Source organism: Pseudalkalibacillus decolorationis (assembly GCF_024609785.1).
In the GTDB taxonomy this organism is placed as follows: domain Bacteria; phylum Bacillota; class Bacilli; order Bacillales; family Fictibacillaceae; genus Pseudalkalibacillus; species Pseudalkalibacillus decolorationis.
Genome location: NZ_JANHJQ010000013.1, coordinates 134,367 through 155,964 on the forward strand (window position 1 = coordinate 134,367; position 21,598 = coordinate 155,964).

Annotated in this window: 15 protein-coding genes; 9 read left to right on the forward strand and 6 right to left on the reverse strand. The window is 36.6% G+C overall.

Going from position 1 to position 21,598, the window contains the following annotated elements:
- Positions 1 to 89: 89 nt before the first annotated feature.
- From NON16_RS14165 to NON16_RS14180, 4 genes are read left to right on the forward strand one after another with little or no spacing between them, the layout of a single operon-like run.
- Complete coding sequence (locus tag NON16_RS14165; RefSeq protein ID WP_257349958.1) at positions 90 to 3,296, forward strand: type 2 lanthipeptide synthetase LanM family protein; 3,207 nt, start codon at positions 90 to 92, stop codon at positions 3,294 to 3,296.
- Positions 3,293 to 5,458: a peptidase domain-containing ABC transporter gene (locus tag NON16_RS14170; protein ID WP_257349960.1), complete on the forward strand. Its 2,166-nt coding sequence runs from the start codon at positions 3,293 to 3,295 to the stop codon at positions 5,456 to 5,458. Before NON16_RS14165 ends, NON16_RS14170 begins: the two co-directional genes overlap by 4 nt.
- A complete protein-coding gene (locus NON16_RS14175; RefSeq protein WP_257349961.1) occupies positions 5,455 to 5,982 on the forward strand; it encodes a TlpA family protein disulfide reductase in 528 nt (175 codons plus the stop codon). Before NON16_RS14170 ends, NON16_RS14175 begins: the two co-directional genes overlap by 4 nt.
- A complete protein-coding gene (locus NON16_RS14180) occupies positions 5,979 to 6,392 on the forward strand; it encodes a vitamin K epoxide reductase family protein (protein WP_257349962.1) in 414 nt (137 codons plus the stop codon). Before NON16_RS14175 ends, NON16_RS14180 begins: the two co-directional genes overlap by 4 nt.
- 97 nt (positions 6,393 to 6,489) lie before the next feature.
- On the opposite strand, the gene rarD is transcribed toward NON16_RS14180, so the two are convergent.
- The 3 genes from rarD to NON16_RS14195 all read right to left on the reverse strand — a co-directional run bounded on the left by rarD (position 6,490) and on the right by NON16_RS14195 (position 9,978).
- Positions 6,490 to 7,428, reverse strand: coding sequence for an EamA family transporter RarD (gene rarD, locus NON16_RS14185; RefSeq protein ID WP_257349964.1), 939 nt, complete (start codon positions 7,426 to 7,428; stop codon positions 6,490 to 6,492).
- A gap of 459 nt (positions 7,429 to 7,887) precedes the next feature.
- A complete protein-coding gene (locus NON16_RS14190) occupies positions 7,888 to 8,682 on the reverse strand; it encodes a carbon-nitrogen hydrolase family protein (protein ID WP_257349966.1) in 795 nt (264 codons plus the stop codon).
- A 3-nt stretch (positions 8,683 to 8,685) separates the two neighbouring features.
- Positions 8,686 to 9,978: a sigma-54 interaction domain-containing protein gene (locus NON16_RS14195; RefSeq protein WP_257349968.1), complete on the reverse strand. Its 1,293-nt coding sequence runs from the start codon at positions 9,976 to 9,978 to the stop codon at positions 8,686 to 8,688.
- A 234-nt stretch (positions 9,979 to 10,212) separates the two neighbouring features.
- On the opposite strand from NON16_RS14195, the gene NON16_RS14200 reads away from it, so the two are divergent.
- Positions 10,213 to 10,992: a carbon-nitrogen hydrolase family protein gene (locus NON16_RS14200; protein ID WP_257349972.1), complete on the forward strand. Its 780-nt coding sequence runs from the start codon at positions 10,213 to 10,215 to the stop codon at positions 10,990 to 10,992.
- A 69-nt stretch (positions 10,993 to 11,061) separates the two neighbouring features.
- A complete protein-coding gene (locus NON16_RS14205; protein ID WP_257349973.1) occupies positions 11,062 to 12,411 on the forward strand; it encodes an APC family permease in 1,350 nt (449 codons plus the stop codon).
- Positions 12,412 to 13,093: 682 nt separating this feature from the next.
- On the opposite strand, the gene NON16_RS14210 is transcribed toward NON16_RS14205, so the two are convergent.
- From NON16_RS14210 to gabT, 3 genes are read right to left on the reverse strand one after another with little or no spacing between them, the layout of a single operon-like run.
- On the reverse strand, positions 13,094 to 14,485 hold the full coding sequence (locus NON16_RS14210; protein WP_257349975.1) for an NAD-dependent succinate-semialdehyde dehydrogenase: 1,392 nt from the start codon (positions 14,483 to 14,485) through the stop codon (positions 13,094 to 13,096).
- On the reverse strand, positions 14,460 to 15,851 hold the full coding sequence (locus NON16_RS14215) for an APC family permease (RefSeq protein WP_257349976.1): 1,392 nt from the start codon (positions 15,849 to 15,851) through the stop codon (positions 14,460 to 14,462). Before NON16_RS14215 ends, NON16_RS14210 begins: the two co-directional genes overlap by 26 nt.
- 29 nt (positions 15,852 to 15,880) lie before the next feature.
- Entirely contained in the window at positions 15,881 to 17,182 is a 1,302-nt protein-coding gene (gabT, locus tag NON16_RS14220) for a 4-aminobutyrate--2-oxoglutarate transaminase (protein WP_257349977.1), read from the reverse strand.
- 124 nt (positions 17,183 to 17,306) lie between these two features.
- Here gabT and gabR point away from each other — a divergent pair, with 124 nt between their 5' ends.
- The 3 genes from gabR to speB all read left to right on the forward strand — a co-directional run bounded on the left by gabR (position 17,307) and on the right by speB (position 21,315).
- Entirely contained in the window at positions 17,307 to 18,722 is a 1,416-nt protein-coding gene (gabR, locus tag NON16_RS14225) for a MocR-like transcriptional regulator GabR (RefSeq protein ID WP_257349993.1), read from the forward strand.
- A 62-nt stretch (positions 18,723 to 18,784) separates the two neighbouring features.
- The gene (locus tag NON16_RS14230) at positions 18,785 to 20,203 is read left to right on the forward strand and encodes a sigma-54 interaction domain-containing protein (RefSeq protein ID WP_257349979.1); all 1,419 of its coding nucleotides are present in this window, start codon (positions 18,785 to 18,787) and stop codon (positions 20,201 to 20,203) included.
- 134 nt (positions 20,204 to 20,337) lie between these two features.
- A complete protein-coding gene (gene speB / locus NON16_RS14235) occupies positions 20,338 to 21,315 on the forward strand; it encodes an agmatinase (RefSeq protein WP_257349981.1) in 978 nt (325 codons plus the stop codon).
- Positions 21,316 to 21,598 lie beyond the last annotated feature (283 nt).

Below are 21,598 nucleotides of genomic sequence, written 5' to 3' on the forward strand. Positions count from 1 at the left end.
TTGTCTTAATTGTTTCTACTAAACTTATTTGCTTGGTGCTAGCCAAGTTTTCTTTATAAGGTACGCTTTTCTAATAAAGGAGAGATAGAATGACTGATATTTCATCGACAATCATAAATCCGGGAACTTGGAAACGTGGATTATATCTGCATGAACGGGGTGTAGGATCGAATCCTTCATATGATCATGATATAGATCAAGAGATGATCTGGTATAAGCGTACTGGTTTACCGATCTCGCAAGCAGAATTTCGTTTATTGGGAGACGGATTGAATCAAGAAGAATTCAAATGTATTTTAATGGAGAAAGATAATCCGAGTGTGAATGGTGAAATAAGATGGGGTGAAAAGCTCGAGGAGATATTTAATGGCCAGCATTTATATATGAAGGATGTTCATTTTGAAAATGAGGAATTACATAATCTTGAGTTTCTTGCCTTTGTACAGCCTTTTCTTAAATATGCCAAATTATCGGTAAGCGAAACTTATCAGAAGTGGAATGCCAAACATACTTCATTTCGCATGGAAGAATCCGTTATACAGGAAAGTGTAATGAAGGCGACTTGTGAAGGGCTATTAACTTTATCAATGAGAGTCTTAATATATGAGTTAAACCTTGCACGGATTGAAGGACTTCTAAATGGTGAGACACCAGAATTAAGGTATGAAGACTTTATAGATAATCATATTACGAATTATAAAGATATTTATAGATTACTTTCTAAATATCCAGTATTAGCTCGTTTGATGGTTGAGACAACAGAAAGGTGGAAGAATACAGTTTGTGAATCAGTTGAGCACTTAATCAATGATTTAACTGAGATTCAGAGTACGTTTGGTGAACACTATGTTGAATTAATAGACATTCAAACGGGAAGTGGCGATCTACATCGTGATGGTCGCAGTGTACTTATCATGAGATTCTCAACAGGCGATCGTCTTGTTTATAAGCCAAGATCATTGTCGATTGATTATCATTTTAATCGTTTAATTGAGTGGTTGAACAAGGGAATCACACCAACTTTACATCCTGTACAAGTAATTGACCGTATCGATTATGGTTGGCAGCAATTTACTGATCATAAGGAATGTGAAAGCATAAATCAAGTTCAGGACTTCTACCAACGTTTAGGATCATACATTGCAATTTTCCATATGCTACACGCCACGGATATACATATGGAAAACATGGTTGCTTCAGGTGAGCATCCGCAGTTTATTGATCTAGAATCATTATTTCAAAATTTTCATCCAATAGACGATACAAACCTTACCGCTCTACAGAAAACATCAGAGGAACTGACACAATCGGTATTGCGAACGGCTATTCTACCTGCTTCTCTTTTTAAAACGGGTTCTTTCCGTTCTATTGAAGTAAGTGGAATAGGCGGCCATGCCGGACAAAAACTCCCAAGATCTATATATAAATTCGCGAATAAGAAAACAGATAAAATGCGTATGACAAAAGTAGCAGGTTTTCATAAAGGAGCAAATAATCGTCCGATGTATAAGGGGGAGGAGGTTCCTCCAGAAGACTATGTTGATCATATTTTAGTAGGATTCGAACGAGCTTATATGTTTATAGTGAAAAATAAAGAAGCTCTGTTAAAAGAAGATGGACCTATAATAGCCTTTCAGAATGATAAAGTTCGTTCAATTCTTCGACATACACAATCATATACGACAATGCTTGAAGCATCATTGCATCCAGATAATTTAAAAAATGGTTTAGATCGCGTCCAGTTATTTGATTACCTATGGAGAGTTGTTGAACTCAATCAAAAGTTAGGACATATTATTCCTTCAGAGACTCGTGATTTATTGAAGGGGGATGTTCCATACTTTCATACTCAAGTGAACTCTTTGTCAGTTTGGGACAGTCGTGGAAAAGAAATAGAAGATTTTTATAGTAGCTCAGCTCTTCAACATACCTTGTCGCGAATTCAGAATTTTAATCGTACAGATTGTCAGAAACAAATAAAGTATATCCGTACTTCGATGGCCACAATGTTAAAACGTTGGGATTTTAAAGAATATAGGAGCGAGGTTTCAATGAATGCCCCTGAGAAGTTCTCTACACAAGATGAATTTTTACAAGAGGCAATAACGATCGGAGACAAATTACTGGAGTCTGCATTTTGGGGCGATGGAAAAGATGATGTAAGTTGGATTGGTGTGGGGGCATCTCTCAATAATCGTTGGTTATTCACACCTCTAGATGCTACTTTATACGATGGTGTACTAGGAGTAGCACTATTTTATGCTTATTTGGCTGAACTATCTGGGAAAGATTCGTACAAACGGGTTTCACAATCTGCGGTACGATCCGCATATGATTTTCTAGAAAGATACGATGGGCTGGGGTCGCTCTCTGCTTTTCATGGTTATGCCTCAGTGGCTTATGTTTTCAGTCATTTAGGAGTGCTGTGGAAAGACAGAGACTATTTGGATGAAGCATTGGAGGCACTATATAAATGTGAACGATGGATCCATAAGGATATTATGTACGATTTAATAGGTGGTGTTTCTGGAACTCTATTGGTTTCTTTAAGGCTATATAAAATTACTAAATCTGAGAGGGCTCTTTCTATTGCCGTTAAATGTGGTGAGCACCTTATTCAAAATGCAAGAGCAAAAGAAAGCGGATACGGCTGGGTTTCATCTATGGATAATGTGACTGCCCTAGTAGGCTTATCACATGGTACAGCAGGTATTGCGTGGGCATTAGCTGAGCTATATACCGTCACTGAGGATAATCGATTCCTCGAATATAGTCAACATGCGATTACCTATGAACGTAGTAGATTTATAGCCGAAGAAGGGAATTGGGCGGATCTTCGTTATCGGGAAGAACGTAAGCGTCTCGGTATCACTACTCCAGTTCAATGGTGTCATGGTGCAGCTGGGATTGCATTAGGACGATTAATGACAAAGAAACACTGGGAAGATGGAAAAATGTTAAATGAGATAAACATTGCAGTAGATATTACACTGAGGGAAGGTTTCGGAGGCAGCCACTGCCAATGCCATGGTGATTTTGGAAATTTAGAAGTTCTTATACTGGCATCTGAAAATATGGATGATCCTCGATTAATGGATCGTGCGCAACAAATCGGTACTTCAATTTTGCAGGAGGCAAACGCAAATGGTTGGTTCTGTGGCATCCCTCAAAATGAAGAAACTCCTGGATTAATGCTAGGTTTGGCAGGAGTTGGATATGGACTATTACGACTTGTTGATCCATCTAAAGTACCCCCGGTAGTTGTTTTAGGTGCTCCAGCGGAGGAATTAGTATGAGACGAACAAGTCGTTACCGTGTTCCATTTATTGAACAGATGGAACAATCTGAATGTGGGTTATGTTGTCTAGCCATGATCCTCTCTTATTTTAAGAGTGAATACACATTATGGGAACTACGAAATGATTGGGGAGGGGGACGTGAGGGGATAAACCTTCTTATTATAAAAAAAATTGCAGAATCATTAGAATTGCAGACTTCAGCACAACGTGTCCATCCCAAACATCTGGATGAAATCCAACTCCCTGCGATTTTACACTGGCAGGGGGATCACTTTGTGGTGTTAGAGAGAGTCCGTAACAATAAAATGTTCATATTAGACCCAGCAGCAGGACGTCGGGTCATTTTATTGGAGGAAATGGATAATAACACACCCTTGGTATGTTTATCTATGAAGCCAACTGAAAGCTTACAGCGTCGAAAGGTTAAGAAAGTGTGGAAAGAATACCTCAAGTTTTTGTGGGAAGAACCGCGTCTTGTTGTTTCAATTATTATCTTTTCCTTATTTGTACAACTATTGGCGGTGGCAACCCCGATGCTTGTACAGTTTATTGTTGATAAAGTTATAGTTGCAGAAAACCACAGCTATCTTAAACTCTTATCGATACCAATTATCTTGTTGGTTGTGATCCAATTCGTCTTCTCCCTTCTACGAACTAGAACACTTGTTAAACTACAAAATCGTTTAGATTGGAACCTAATGACAAAGTTCTTTAATCGTTTGCTGAAGTTACCTTTTCATTTTTTTCAATTGCGCACAAGTGGAGATTTAATCCTTCGTGCTAACAGTAACATGATTATTCGAGAAATTCTTTCGACAAGAACAGTCACCATGTTGTTAGATGGTGGATTGGTTTTGAGCTTTCTAGCTTATATGCTCTATAATTCTGTTTACTTAACCCTTTATGTTGTTGGAATAGCAATTATTCAAGTGGTTTTAATGGCTATAAGTAATATCTACATGAGCCGGTTATCACAAGAAGAAATACTACGACAAACAAAAGCTTCGAGCTATTTGGCTGAGGTATTGCGTGGTATTTTGGTCGTTAAATCAGAGGGAGTAGAAACTAGTGCTTATAAGCATTGGTCGAATTTGTTTTTGGAACAAATAAAAGCTTCACGAAAACGAGGTTTCTTTTCATCTTATATCGAGAGCACAATGCAGGCATTACGTGTTGCGGCACCGCTAATGGTCCTTTTAATGGGTACAAAAGAAGTGATGTCTGAAAACATGACACTAGGGGCTATGTTAGGATTTTACACCTTAGCCATTAGTTTTTTTACCCCGCTTACTTCGTTAGTGACAACCTCAAGCCAAATGGTTTTGATGGGGACGTATTTTAGACGCATCCTGGACATTCTTGAAGCTGATCTTGAACAGGAAGATCAAACAGTTATTGAACCCCCTCTTCTAAGGGGAAGGATTGAGCTTAAAAATATTAGTTTTCGTTATAACCGTTATGGTTCTTCAGTAATTAAGAACGTATCAACTGAGATTGAACCTGGTCAATTTGTTGCGATTGTCGGTGCAACTGGGTCGGGAAAAAGTACATTAGCCTCCCTTCTAATAGGACTTTATCAACCAACTAAAGGTCAAGTTTTATTTGATGGTCAAGACATTAGTAACTTGGATAAATCGAAGTTTCGCCAACAAATAGGTGTCGTTACGCAACAAATTCATTTGTTTAATGCATCTATATTCCAAAATATTGCCTTTCATAATTCCAACATCAACGAGGAAGAGGTAATTCGGGCAGCAAAGCTTGCTGAAATCCATGATGATATTTTACAACTACCAATGCAGTATCGGACAATCCTTTCTGAAGAGGGAAGTAATTTTTCTGGTGGACAGCGACAAAGGGTGGCATTAGCTAGATCCCTAGCACATCGACCAGTCATTTTGCTGCTAGATGAAGCTAGTAGTGCATTAGATACGGTTACTGAAGAACGTATCCATAATCATTTACAAGATTTAGAATGTACAAGGATTGTGATCGCTCATAGGTTAAGTACAGTTAAAAATGCTGATAAGATCCTCGTGGTGGACGATGGAGAAATCGTGGAGTCTGGAACACATTCAGAGTTACTGCAATCTGGTCGTATCTATCCAGGATTACATCTGAAGCAATTTGAGGAAAAGAAAATGGAGGTTATCACATGAAAAAATACTTTATTGGCGTAGGGATAGGTATTGTCGTACTTATACTTGGTTTTGGTATTTGGTCATATAACAATCCCCAAGCAGCAATTGCAATGTTTTTTGATATGGGTGGTATTGAAGAAGGGAATTCGATTCCACTTGTAAGTGGGGAAGAAGTGAGTGGCGGGGAAGTTTCTTTGAATCAATATAAAGGTGAAAAGTTTGTCGTCATGATCGGTAAGGTTGACTGTGACGTGTGTAAAAAGTCTTATCAAACAATAGAAAAGCTAGAGAGTGAACACCCTAGTACAAAATTTGTCATGATTGGTCAAGGGAATCAAAAAGAATATGCTCGTGTAAAAGAAGAACATGGTTTCGTATTTCCAATTATCTCAGCCAGTGAGGATATCCAGAAGAAAATGAATTTTAAGACATTCCCTGTATTTTATTTGGTCGATCAGAAGGGCGTAATTACACAACGACTAAACGGTTACAATAAGGAAAAGTTACAAAGTCTTCTTAAAGAAGGAGAGGTAAAAAAATGAAAAAAAGGATCCAAGTAGTTGTTTTACAAGTCATTTCAATTCTTGGATTACTGATTTGTGCATATCTATATCTATCCCACCTTTCTAGTAATTACTTTTGTCCTGTTGGCGACTGCTCAAAAGTGAATGGTAGTAGATATTCTGAGATTGGAAATGTACCAATGTCTATACTCGGATTAATCTTTTATACCTTTTTATTTAGTTCAACCTTTTTATTAGATAAAAAAACGTTTAGTATAATTCCTAAAATGACTTTAGTAGTGGGCTTGCTTTTTTCTGTATATCTAACTTATTTAGAACTTTTCATTATTAATGCTATTTGTTTTTGGTGTGTAGTATCCTTTGGATTGATTATTATTGGTAGTGTAATAGTTTTTAATCCTCGAAAAATCCAAGTGAGTCAAGGTTGAGTGTTTCACAAAACCATTTTAATTGCAGTACAATTAGGAAAAGGGTGACTCTGATGTGCAAAGCGGTTCTTTGCAGTTGAGTCACCCTCTTTGTACATTAACTGTTTAATTTTGTTTTCGATAATCTGGGTTCAAACCTTGCAAGTAACCTTGTATTAGCAAGAGAGAAGATTGCGAGTGCTGTCCAGATAAAGGTAAATGAAACGAGATGGACTTGTGAGAATGGCTCATCGTACAAGAAAATCCCCAGAAACAGCATAATTGTAGGTGCAATATATTGAAGGAAACCGATCATCGATAATGAAATTCGATTCGCTCCTGTCGCAAAGAGCAACAAAGGAATCGCTGTAACAACTCCAGCCCCAAACAGAAGTAGTAACGTATTCATATCGCTAAATTGGAATGCACTTGTTCCGTTCGTTCCTATTATGCTGACGTAGATGAGTGCTACAGGTGTTATCAACATCGTTTCAATCGCTATTCCAGTTAACGCCCCTAATTTGACGAGCTTTTTTAATAATCCATAAAATCCAAAGCTAAGAGCAAGTGAGAACGCTACCCAAGGGAACGAACCAAAGTGGAGGGTCAAGTTCAACACACCGACCATGGCAAGCAAAAACGAAATAAGTTGCCAGAAAGATAATCGTTCTTTTAAAACAATAATCCCGAGCAACACACTTACTAGGGGATTAATATAGTATCCTAGACTTGCTTCAACTACATGATCATTATTGACGGCCCAAATATAGGCAAACCAGTTTAGGCTGATAAATAATGATGCGAAAATAATTCCAATAAGCTTTTTCCGATTTGATGTAATTTCTTTCAGTTCCCGTACAAATTTCTTCATTCTTTTCATCAAAAATAGGATTAAGACCATAAATGCGAATGACCAGATAATGCGGTGTGCTAAAACCTCGCCAGGTGGAACATGGTCAACGAGCTTCCAGTAAAGAGGTAAAAACCCCCAAAGCATATACGCACCTGCCCCTGCGGCTACTCCGGTAACTTGTTCTTTTCTTTGTTCTTCGTTCATGATGTTAGGACCTCATTTCAAAATATAAACAAATAGAATAGAACAAGTTTAGTACCATTTGCATTGAAATACAATTAGATTGCCTATGAAAATAGAAAATGGTTAATTTTACATGGTTCGAGTGTTGTCATTTCTGTCAAATATCAGCTCACGAGACACTTCAGCATGATTGACTACTGGGTACTATAAGGATTTACTTCTTGCCATTTTTTAAAAGTGGTTGGTTCCATGTAAAGGAGCCAACCACTTAAACCATTATCTCTAGTATCTTCATCACTCTTATCCTCTTAATCCTCTATTGGACCTTCAGGATCTTGATCTCTATCTTTTTCATCATCATTATTTAGGGTTTCATTTTCATCGCATCGGGTCCGTTTTCGTCTCCGATTTGATCATTCGTATCATCTGTATCATTCATATTTTCAGTTATTAGCTAGAATTTTGTTGTGCAAATATAGGTTAGACTAAACCTTCTTTACTATATATATCTGGTCGCCGGTTACTGATGTAGTCCAATACTCCTTTGGCCTGATGTGTTTCAGATAAATCGATGGCGGTGACAGAGATTTCTTCATTATTTAATGCTTTAGATAATGTTTTTCCTGTGGGATCTGTTAGCTTGCTTTCTCCAAAGTAAACATAATCATTTTCAAGTCCTACTCTATTTGCAGCTGCAATGAAAATATGATTTTCCATAGCCCGTGCTCTAAGGTAAGTATCTTGATACTGTTGATAGGGAATCATGTTTGAACATAATACGAGAATTATATGAGCCCCTTTTACCGATAGAATTCGAGAGATTTCAGGGAATTCCATATCGTAGGTGATCATCACTCCCATCTTTCCTACAGGTGTATGAAAGATAGGGACTTGATCGCCAGCTTTGAAGTATTTTTTCTCATGATCAAATAAATGAATTTTTCGATAAACGCCTAAAATATTCCCATTATTATCAATAAAAACAGATGAGTTATATATATGGTTTCCATCCTTTTCCGGAAATCCTACAATGACACCCATATTTAAGGCCCTAGCATTTCTTCTTATTTTTGTAATGATCTCCCCATCTAAAGATTCAGCCATTTCTTCAATCCGATCTTCTATAGCAAACCCTGTTAAAAATAACTCTGGAAATAAAATATATTGAGCTTTTTTATTATGAGCAATGGTCATGGACTCTAGAATTCGTTGCAAATTAGTTTCTTTATCGAATAGACTACTTCGTATCTGAGCTAATGCAATTGTTAACTTCACTTTCTATATTTCTCCTTTTCTATATAATTTCATCTTCTTTGAGATGGTGGATTGATCTATGCCTAACGCCTCAGCTGCTTTATAGGTATTCCCATATAAATTTACGGCTTTTAAAATGAGTTCTTTTTCAAGCTGCTTTTTTGCTTTTTTCAACGGCATGAAATCAATCGGATTAAAATGTTCTTTTCTAGTTAGTTTTCCGTGTGGATGAAGAACATGATCTATTTCATCATCTATGTTGGTGACTACTATTCTTTCAATCATATTTTCGAGTTCACGAATGTTTCCTGGCCATTGGTATTCCATTAATTCACGTTTGACACTAATGCTTAATCTTTTCTCTAGTCCATATTTTTTATTGTATTTTGCTAAAAAAAAGTCAATGAGATGTTGGATTTCTTCTTTTCTCTCTCGTAAAGGTGGAATTGTTAATGGAACGACATTTAATCGATAATATAGATCCTCACGAAACAACTTTTTCCTTATTAATTGTTTGATATCATTATTCGTTGCTGCGATGACCCTTACATCGATTTTCTTTGATTTAGTGCTGCCTATCCTTCGAATAGTACCTTCCTGGAGTACACTAAGCAGTTTTGATTGGAGGTTTAATGGAAGTTCAGCGATTTCATCTAAGAAGATTGTTCCTTTGTCAGCCGCTTCAAATAAACCTATCTTCCCCCCTTTAATTCCTCCAGTAAATGTTCCATCTTCATAACCAAATAGTTCTGCCTCAATTAAACTTTCAGGAATAGCTCCACAATTAATAGAAATAAGCCGGTAGTTGGAACGATTGCTTGCTTGATGAATCCTGTTCGCAATAGCACTTTTTCCAACACCAGATTCTCCTAAAAGAAAGACCGTTGAATCTACGTTTGAAATCGTATAAATAATTTTTTGAATTCTTTTCATAGAATCGGAGGTCATAATTAAGTCGCTTTCTAACAAGGTTTCGTTGTTGGAGGAAGAACTTAGTTTCTTTATATCAGATGTATCAAATAATGAAATGACGTAATAGATTTCGTCAAAAGGCTCTATTATATTATTAAATAAATATAGGATAAACTTTCCGTCCAAGGTATATAAAGTCTGAACTTCTTTAATTTGATTAGGAGCAGAAATAAAATGATCTCTCCAAGTCACGTCTTCAAAAACATGGAAACCCTTGTTGAAGATGTCCTTCCATGTACATTCTAAACACGTTGCAACATATCTAATTTGACAATTTTTGTTTAAAAATAAAAAAGTATTCGAAGAATTATTCCTTGTTTCTGGAATAATTGGGGGATTATACATTGCTGATACCACCTTTTACGAGAATTGATGAATAAGAGCATCTTTGATGAAAAAAATCATTTTTTGTAAATGTACTCATTTTTAAACGGGTTTTTCTTTACTTTTTGAAAATATTGATGATTATTTTCATCAATTCTATTCTATCATAAGAGGTAAGTGTAGTCGTATAAAGATTATAAATTATGGCACAATTCTTGCAGATTTAAAACTAAATATAAATTTAGGAGGATTATCTTGTTTAATTTAACTATTGCACAATTTTCACCAGAGATAGGTAATAAGATAGGAAACATGAATAAAATGAAAAATATGATAAAAGAAGCAAAAAAACTGGATTCGCATTTTATTATGTTTCCAGAATTGGCTTTAACGGGTTACTGTACATCAAAAATCGTATTTGAACTCGCAGAGACCATGGAAGGACCTTGTATTAAAGAACTCAGGGAAACTTGTAAAGAAAATAAAATCTACGCTGCAATTTCGTTTATAGAAAAGGGAAATGGAGAAGAGGAAGGCATTTATATCGCTTGTGCACTCATTGATGATGCAGGCGAGATTGTTGGCGTTTATAGAAAAACACATCTATTTGACCAAGAAACAAAAATTTATAGACCAGGAAATGAGCTTTCAATTTTCAATACAAAATTTGGTAAAATAGGTATTATGATTTGTTATGATCTTGAATTTCCAGAAGTGGCAAGAACATTAAGGTTAAAGGGAGCGGATATTATTCTTGTGCCTCTAGCAAATATGAAACCATATGAGAACTACCAATCTATTTATTCGAAAAGTCGAGCAATGGAAAATGAAATTCCAATTGTATTATGCAATCAATCTGAACCACTAGAAGGGATTGATTTTTTTGGACAAAGTATCGTAGTAGATTTATATGGTAATACATTAATGAAAATGGAGAATAAAGAACAGATTGAAACGATTGCTCTGGATATGGATGTTTTGAAGGATAAAAAATTAAATTATGTCCAAAACAGAAGAACAGAACTTTATAACTGAGTAATGATGAACGTACATTTAAGACTAAAAGAAATTGATGGTTAGATATACAAAGGGGGAAAAGAAAAATTGAGTAATAATATAGCTTTAAAACGAACATTAAATTTGTATCATGTGGTCTTATTCGGATTAGCCTATATGACACCGATGATTGTATTTGGGACTTATGGAGTTCTAGCAGAAATTACACATGGGATTGTGCCAACCGCTTATCTTATTGCCCTGATTGCAATGCTTTTTACTGCTTATAGTTATGGAAAAATGGTAAAGGCATTTCCAGCCTCTGGATCAGCATACACGTACACTCGGAAATCTGTAAGTTCTCATTTAGGTTTTTTAGTAGGATGGTCGGTACTGCTAGACTATTTATTTTTACCGATGGTTATTTGGTTAATAGGTGGAGTATATCTAAATGCTGCATTCCCTGGAGTCCCTTCATGGGTTTGGATTGTCGGGTTTATCGCCATTACGACAATCATTAATATAATTGGGATAAAAGTAACTACGAATGTTAACTTTATTATGATGGTATTTCAAATACTTGTTATTGCAATTTTTCTTGTATTATGTATCATAAGCCTCTCCAATGGAATGGGAAGTGGAACGCTTTTTTCTATAGACCCTTTTATAGATCCAACATCTTCTTTTTCTTTTTTATTAGCGGGTTCTGCAATTGCTTGTTATTCTTTCCTCGGTTTTGATGCTGTAACAACCCTGTCCGAGGAGACAATTAAACCTGAGAAGACAATTCCGAAAGCCATATTCTTGATTGCCTTATCTGGTGGCCTCATCTTTATTGTTTCTTCATATTTCTTATTCTTAATACATCCAGATTTTAGTTCTTTTACAAACCCAGATTCAGCTGCCTTTGAAATTGCTCAACAAATTGGTGGGAATTTATTTAGTGCCGTGTTTTTGGCAGGTTTAATTATCGCCCAGTTTTCCTCAGGATTATCAGCCCAAACAAGTGCTGCTCGTTTATTATATGCAATGGGAAGAGACTCTGTTTTACCGAGGAAAATATTTGGCTATATCAGTGAAACCTATAGAACCCCTGTTTTTAATTTACTAATGATCGGGTTTGTAGGTTTATTAGCTCTTGTAACGGATGTCACTACATCTACTTCTTTTATTAATTTTGGAGCATTTGCTACCTTTACCTTTGTAAATATTTCCGTCATCTCTCACTACTATGTAAGAAACAAGAGAAGATCAGGAAAAGATCTATTGCTTTACTTGGTGTTACCGTTCATCGGAGCTGGTCTAGATCTCTTTTTATTCATTAATCTAGACAAGAATGCATTAATATTAGGAGCTGTATGGACAACAATAGGTTTTGTCTACCTACTATTCCTAACTAAAGGATTTAAAAAGCAACCGCCAGAAATCGATATGGACTCCGCAGATGAAGCATCATAATTCTGTATAAGGGGGAGGCGTGACCCTTTATTTACACCAGAAAGTATAAAAGTTTGCGGCATGGATGTAATGTCCAGCTTCAGCGCCCAACCACTTGGATCACTTCAGTCCTCCTGCGGCGGCAACAGCCTCCTCGTCGGTCTTCCAGTGACCTTCGTGGCTAAGCAGGGCACTTGCGCTTTTCTTATGCAACCCTCTGAGGATATAATCTATAAATCAAATGTTACCACCAAATTCACAAACTAGTATTCTCATATTTGNACTTGCGCTTTTCTTATGCAACCCTCTGAGGATATAATCTATAAATCAAATGTTACCACCAAATTCACAAACTAGTATTCTCATATTTGTCTTGCTGTCATTAACATGATGAGACCTAGCCAATGCTTTTTTCATCATGTTAGTGGCAAAAAGAGAATTTTTTAGTCTCAGAATAGTTTCTACACATTTCAATACCCTTAAATAAACATCCTATAAACAACAAATGTCTAGCAGCAAACTTCAATTCATCCTGTTAATTCCTACCTTGTTTTGGATATAAAAAAAGCGTTAAAAACCCTAAACTTCATGAGTGGGCATGATAAGTTTACACCCACTATGACAAAGGATTTTAACGCAAGTATTAATCTATATAATGCGGCCATGTAGGTTCTACTAATTCAAGGAGAGTTAGTGAGTATGTTCAAACATTTCCAATAGATAAGTATTTTGTTTCTAAGTATGGCTCAATCCCTTCAGTACCGCCTTCACGTCCAAGCCCACTTTCTTTTAATCCTCCGAATGGTACATGGGCAGCAGAAGGAGCACCGTCATTCCATCCTACAATACCAAAGTCTAAATGATCATGTAAGTAAGTTCCTGTTCTATAATCATTTGTGAAGAAATAAGCTGCAAGTCCGTATGGAGTACTATTGGCAATTTCTATAGCTTCATCAATCTCTTTAAAACTTATAATCGGAGCTACTGGTCCAAACGTTTCCTCTTGCATGATCATCATATTTAAATTGACATTTTTTAATACGGTAGGATATACAAAGAAATAACCTTGTTCCTTATTAGCATTATATTGATTCCCGACAAGTGCTTCAGCGCCTTTATCGAGGGCATCATGAATTTGTGAAACGATCTTGTCATATCCCTTTTCGTTTATAATAGGACCTATTTGTGTATCTTTTTCTAACCCATTGCCAACTTTTAATTTTTTGACTTTTTCTGTTAACTTTTTAGAGAACTCTTCGACAACATTTTCATGTACAATTATACGATTGGTACACACACAAGTTTGACCAGCATTTCTAAACTTTGAGATAATCGTTTGACTGACAGCAAATTCTAGGTCAGCATCTTCGGCAATAATTAGAGGAGCGTGACCACCTAATTCCATGGTGACATGTTTTACAGTATCAGCACTATTTTTGATTAAGGACTTTCCTACAGGAGTAGAACCGGTAAACGTAATTTTCCGTACATATTCACTATTTGTGAACAAGTCACCAACTTCTTTGCCGTCCCCAATTACATATTGCACGACATCAGTTGGAATTCCGACTTCGTGAGCGAGTTCTATTAATTTGATTGTCGTTAATGGTGTATCTTCTGCAGGTTTCACAATGAATGTGCATCCAGCTGCTAAAGCAGGCGCTGCTTTTCTAGTCATCATAGCTGCTGGAAAATTCCATGGAGTAATAGCAGCGACCAATCCAATCGGTTGTTTACTAATGACAATTCGTTTTGTTTCAGTAGCTGCTGGAATCGTGCGGCCATATATCCGTTTTGCTTCCTCAGCATACCAATCAATATAGCTAGTCGCATAGTCCACCTCACCTAATGATTCTTTTAGTGGCTTGCCGTTTTCTAAAGTCATCAGTTCTGCTATTTGTTCTTTATTTTCTTGTATTATATGAGACCAATTTCTTAATAATCTTGATCGTTCATGCGCGTTAATTTTGGACCACTTCTCAAAACTGTCATGCCCATTTTTTAAAGATTGTTTAATTTCTTCTTCAGAGTTCACTTTTACCTCAGCAATTAATTCACCTGTGGCAGGATTATTCACTTTGAATTGTTTTGGCATTGCCATGCACCTCACTACTACTTTCTTTTGTACGTGTTATATATAAGCAAAAGCCTATAAAACACCAGGTTCCTAATATAATCCATTCCATTGGCCAGATCAGAGAAGAAGGCATACCAGGTAAGTAGAAACTTATAAATACAATACTTAATATGATTGCAAGTGAACCTACAGTTTTCCAATATTTAATTTTATACGGACGCTCCAAATTTGGTTCCGTTTTCCTAAGCTTTAAAAAGGCAAGGGAAACGATCAGATAACCGACTACAATTCCCACCCCTCCAGCGTCTACTATCCAGACTAAAGCTGGTCTTCCCAGAAAGGGTGCGGTAAAAGCAAGGATACCTAGGAAAAGGATTGTATTCGTTGGTGTATTATATTTTGGATGAATATAACCAAACCATTGCGGAATCATATTTCGGATTGCCATCGCATAAAGAATGCGGCTTCCGCCTATAATAAATGCATTCCAACTTGTGACAATTCCTGCTACACCGCCTAGTACAAGAATGGTTCCGAACCATTGACTTCCGAATAAATTTACCATCGCATCAGCGGTAGCTAATTGTGAACTAGCAAGTTGTGACTCTGTTAATCCAGTTGTAACCCCAAACACGATTAATAAATAAAAGATAACAGAAGTAATAATCGATATAATTAAGATACGACCAATAATTTTTGGTGGTGCATTAATTTCGGACGCAACTTGTGGAATGACATCAAAACCAACAAATAAAAATGGGATCATTATTAATACGGACATTGTGCCCCCGATTCCATTTCTAAATAGAGGCTCTATATTGGCTGTATTCCCATTATTAAACGCTCCGAACACTAATAGTAGACCAACCAAAACAATAGCAACGGTAAAAACGGATTGGAAAATCGCTGCTGGTTTAATACCAAAGTAATTTAAAGCCGTTAAAAGGATAGCGCCAACAGATCCTATTAGAGCCCAGGTTAAGTAAACATCCCAGCCGCCTAATGTCCATAAGTATCCTTTATGTTGCACAGGATATATATAATCTAAAACTGTTGGCAATGCGACCGCTTCAAAAGTAATAACGGAAACATAGCCAAATAAAACAGCCCATGCAGTTACAAAAGAAGTTCTCTTACCAAATGCTCGTAATACGAAGACTAGGCCACCGCCCGTTTCAGGTAAGGCTGCTGCTAACTCAGCGTATGTTAGACCAATGAAAATGACTAAAAGTCCACCAATCAGAAAGGCAATTATACTTCCTAAAAACCCTGCCTTGGATATCCACTCACCTGAAAGAACAACCCATCCCCATCCGAGCATTGCACCCATGGCTAAGAATAAGACATCTACTTTAGACATAGATTTGGAAAATTTTTTGTCCATATATTCATCCCTTCCTATCAAACCGAATTTTATTCAAATGCTTTTTCCAATATAGAGAGTCCTTTTGATAATTCTTCTTCGGTGATGACTAATGGTGCCAAGAAGCGAATGACATTACTTTTTAATCCAGCAGAAAGAAGTAATAGCCCATTTTCGTTGGCATATTTTACGATTTCAGCTGTTTTGATTTTATTTGGGACCTTGTTCGTCCGATTTTCTACTATTTCCACTGCTACCATTGCACCTAGGCGGCGGATATCTCCGACGTAATCATGTTTTTCATAAAGTTCTTTTAATTTTGTTTCGATTTTTTGACCAAGGATCTCAGCTTTTTGAACTAAATTCTCTTCTTCTATAACATTGATCACAGCCAATGCAGCAGCACATGCAACTGGACTTCCTGCATATGTTCCACCTAATTCACCTGGATCTGCAACATTTAATATTTCAGATTTACCTACAACACCACTTAAAGGTAAACCGGCTGCTAATGATTTTGAGACAGTGATTAGGTCTGGTGTGACGTCAAAATGATCAATGGCAAATAACTTTCCTGTACGACCAAATCCTGTTTGAATTTCATCTGCCACAAATACAATTCCGTGTTCTTTACAGAAATCACTTACAGCTTGAACAAATTTTTTAGGAGGTATAATAAAACCGCCTTCACCTTGGACGGGTTCCATTATCACACAAGAAACCGTTTCTGGAGCTACTGTAGCAATGAAAAAGTCTTTAAATTCCTCAATCTTTTGATCAATATATGCTTCTTCTGTCATTTCACTTGGCTTGTGATATAAATAAGGAAATGGTGCTTGATAGATTTCAGGAGCGAACGGGCCAAAACCAAATTTATATGGTTTGACTTTACTTGTCATCCCCATCGTTAGATTCGTTCTTCCATGGTACCCCCGGGTAAAAGAAACTACAGCTTGTCGTCCTGTATAACGGCGAGAAACTTTTATCGCATTTTCTACAGCTTCTGCACCTGAATTAAAGAAAATCGCTTGCTTATCAAAATTACCAGGCGTTATTTCGCATAATTTTTCGGCAAGAGCAATGTATCCTTCGTACATCATAACGTTGAATCCAGGATGCAAAAACTTGTCCACTTGTTCTTTTACGGCTGCAGTTACTTTTGGATGACTATGGCCTACATTTAATGTTCCAATCGCACCTGCGAAGTCTATCCATTCATTTTGATCGATATCCGAAATGGTTGCCCCCGATGCCGTATGTGCGATGTTTAAGTTACCATTACTTACACCTTTCGGAACATATTTTTTTCTTTTATCTTGTAATTCTTTAGTAGATAAATAAGATATTGTCATTATTATCCCCCTCTTAATAATTTATGATTTAATTATTTGAATATAGTGATAATCATGACAACTATTTGGTATAATGAAAAGCACCAAAAGGGAAAAAATGAGGGTACCAGAGATAAGAGGGATGATCATGATCTATTTAACTATAGATAAAAATTTGAAAACGAATTCTATATATCAACAAATTTATGAGGCAATAAAGGTGAGTATATTAGAAGGGAGGATGAAACCTGGTGAGAAGTTGCCTTCAAAAAGAATATTAGCAGATCAATTAAAGGTCAGTGTTAATTCGGTTATGAATGCATATGAGCAGTTGCTTGCTGAGGGATATATCTATACGACTGAAAGAAAAGGGTACTATGTTGAAAATATTACCCAGTTTATCCATAAAGGGGACCTATTAAAAAATCAACTACCGAGTGATTTAAAAGAAAGTTTCATGGATAAGGAAGGATGGCTTTCACTTTCTCATATGACCTCAAATATATCGTTATTTCCTTTTAAAAAATGGTTAAAGTGTCAGCAAAAAGCGATAGATATTCACAATAGAGAGCTCTCAGAAATTACTCATCCTCAAGGTCCTTACATCGTGAGAAAAACGATTTGTCACTTGATAGCCTTAACCCGTGGGGTTATTTGTGAGCCCGAGCAAATTATAATTGGGGCAGGTACTATGTCTTTAATACGCCAATTAATGGAGATGCAGAAAAATAATTCAGTAATCGCAATGGAGGATCCTGGATACTTTCGAATGTATTCTTTACTGAAAAATATGCAATTTGACGTTCATCCTGTAAAAATGGATGCAAAAGGCATTGATATAAAAGAAGTTGAATCATCAAAAGCAAATTTTACGTTTGTGACACCATCGCACCAATTTCCGACTGGTAAAATCATGCCGATTTCCAGACGTATTGAACTTTTAAATTGGTCGACCTATTCTAATGATAGGTATATTGTAGAGGATGATTATGATAGTGAATTTAAGTATGAAACAGATAATATTCCCGCATTACAAAGTTTAGATCGAAATCAACGTGTTATATATACTGGTACTTTTTCGAAAACAATGTTTCCTGGCCTACGTATTAGTTACATGGTGTTACCACCAGATATATTAAGAGAATATCGCCGGTATTACTCTGATTTAATGCCGTCTAGTAATTCACTCAATCTATTCACATTGCATTATTTTATAGAAAATGGTGAGTACAATAGACATGTAAAAAGGATGAATCATCATTATGAAATGAAAAGGAAAATTTTAATAAATGAGCTTCAACAACGTTTTAATAATGATATTCATATTGAGGATGTACCAGCGGGGCTTCATATCTTTGCCCATTTTAAAACGAATAAAGATCATGATGAAATTGAAAAAATGGCTAATCAAGCAAAACTTGAAATATATTCAATGAAACGTTTTATGCTAAAACACAAATATAAGGAAAATAATAGCATTGATTTAGTTATTGGCTTTGCAAACATTCAAGAAGAAAAAATAGCTGAAGCGGTTAATAGGCTTTACTATATTATTTCTTAGCAAGGTTCTTAACAAAATGTTATTTTAAATTAAAAATATTTCTACGAAAGATTGGTGGTTACATGGAGAAGCTTGAGATACTGGAGATTGAACTTGATGCTCTAGTAAGAGCATCAAAAGATAACATTGTAATTACGGATGGAGAAGGGATTGTGTTAAGAGCTAGTCCAAATAGCAGTGCCATTTATGGAACTGATTCTTCGTCCTTAATTGGGAAGACCGTTATTGAACTCGAAGCGGAAAATGTACTTTCACCATCTGTAACCATAATGGTATTAAAAGAGCGTAAGGAAGTACAGGTGATGCAGCACACTTCAACCGGACGTTCGGTCATGGCAACAGGGATTCCGGTATACGATGAAGCAGGTGAAATTATACGAGTCATTAGCTTTTCACATGATTTAACAGAACTCCAGCATTTGAAAGAAGACTACGAAGAATTAAGAACAACCATGGAAAGATATCAATCGGAAATACTAGAAATTAGGGAAAAAGACCATGGCCTAGAAAACATGGTTATCAAAAGTAAGTCAATTCAGCGAACTTGGCAGCTTGTACAGCGAGTAGCAAAATCCGACGCTTCAGTTGTCTTTCTGGGAGAATCCGGAGTAGGGAAAAACGTATTTGCTCGAGCCCTCCATAAAGGGAGCCAGAGAGAAAAAGAAACGTTTATCGAAGTAAACTGTGGAGCTATTCCTGAGTCTTTATTTGAATCCGAAATGTTTGGATACGAAGCAGGTTCGTTTACGGGAGCTAACAAAAAAGGGAAGCCAGGACTCATTGAGCTTGCTGACAAAGGGACACTGTTTCTCGATGAAATTGGTGAGCTCCCTCTCCCAGTTCAGGCTAAGTTGTTAAAAGTGCTTCAGGAGAAAGAAGTTACTCGAGTAGGGGGAATAAAATCAAAATCCATTGATTTTCGATTAATTGCTTCGACCAACCAGGACTTGTCAGAAATGGTGAAACAGGGGAAGTTTCGACAAGATCTTTTTTATAGGCTAAACGTGATCTCAATTACGATTCCTCCTTTGAGAGAACGTAAAGAGGATATTACTATGCTGTCGCATTACTATCTACAAAAGTTCAATGAAAAATATGGGATGAGCAAGTTTTTTCATGCAACAACAATAGAGGGGCTAGTGGCTCACGACTGGCCGGGAAATGTACGTGAGCTTCAGAATATGATAGAGCGACTCGTAATTACAGCAGAGACTAACACTATTTATCCTGACTCATTACCCTTTTATATCCAACAAGAACGCTTGCAAAACACGGATAGTTTACTTATTGAGGAGTTGGAAGAGAGGAGTACAACCTTGAGGGAAGCTCTCGAAGAAGTTGAAATCCGTTGGTTAAAGAGAGCTGCCAGACAGTATAGGACGACATACGAAATGGCTGAATACCTTGGGTTGAATCAATCGAATGTTGTTAGGAAACTAAAAAAATATGGAATTAATGCAAAAACGCATTCAAATGCATAACCGCATTATTTATGTTCGTTTTAATGCGTTATTGCATCGGGTCTTTCTGAAAATCCCCCGTTTTCCTTAGTGTTCAATGTTGGCATAGTTCATGCATTATAACTAAGTACATTTTAAAAAATAGGGGGATTATTATGTATCAACCAAAAGACTCTTCGAAATCACCACGTTTTTGCGGTGTACGTACTTTTATGAGATTGGAACAAATTAAGACAACAGATAATGTAGATTTTGTTGTGTTAGGTGTTCCTTTTGATACAGCCGCTTCAAATCGTACCGGACAACGATATGGCCCACATCACATTCGTAATTTTTCAGTACTGCTTCGTCCCTACAATCCGGATATGGATATTAATATTTTTGAATACTGTTCCGGTGTGGACTACGGGGATATTGATGTGATTCCTGGCAATATCCATCGCACATACGATAACATGGTTTCTGAACTTGCGCCTGTTCTCGAGAAAGGAATTACTCCTATTATTATGGGAGGGGACCATTCCATTTCTCTAGGAAATCTTCGTGCTTTCCACAAAAAATATGGTCCAGTTGCACTCGTTCATTTCGATTCTCATGGTGATACTTGGGATAATTATTATGGAGAAAAGTATATGCATGGAACACCGTTTCGTCGTGCAGTAGAAGAAGGGCTTTTGGATGTAGATCATTCTATTCAGGTAGGTATGCGTGGTCCACTTTATAGCCCTGATGATATAGAAGATGCTCGAAAATTAGGTTTTGAAGTAATTCCAATGAAAGAAGTTAGGGAAATTGGATTTTCAGAAGTGATACGACGCATCCACCGCCGTGTTGGTGATCGTCCTGTATTTGTTTCCTATGATATTGACTTTGTTGATCCAGCGTATGCTCCAGGTACGGGTACACCTGAAGTAGGTGGGCCGACAAGTTATGAAGCATTGGAGTATGTAAGAGGCTTAGACGGACTCGATATTGTTGGGTTTGATTTAGTCGAGGTTTTACCAACTTATGACAGTGGTGAAATTACAGCTGTTCTTGCGTCTTCTGTAATGTACGAAATGATTACGTTGACAGCATTGAAGAAAAAACGTCTACAGTCTTTAGTAAATACAGCGTCAAGCTTATCCGACTGATGACAACCGAATTACATCAAATAGTGAGGATGATATAAAACATACTATCATCCTTGTAGATTAATATTTCTGAATATTTAATATCTTGAATCAATTTCATAAATTAACTCCTTAGAGCTTCAAGGGGTTTAAGACACATAAAAAGGAGTACCTCCCTAACAAGTCGAAATGAGTAAGTGACCAAACAAACTCTAAGACTGGAGGAAGACTCCCTATGACTATTATACGACAAGAAAGCCTGTTTGACCTGCATGAATTATATCAATTGGAACCTACCCAACGA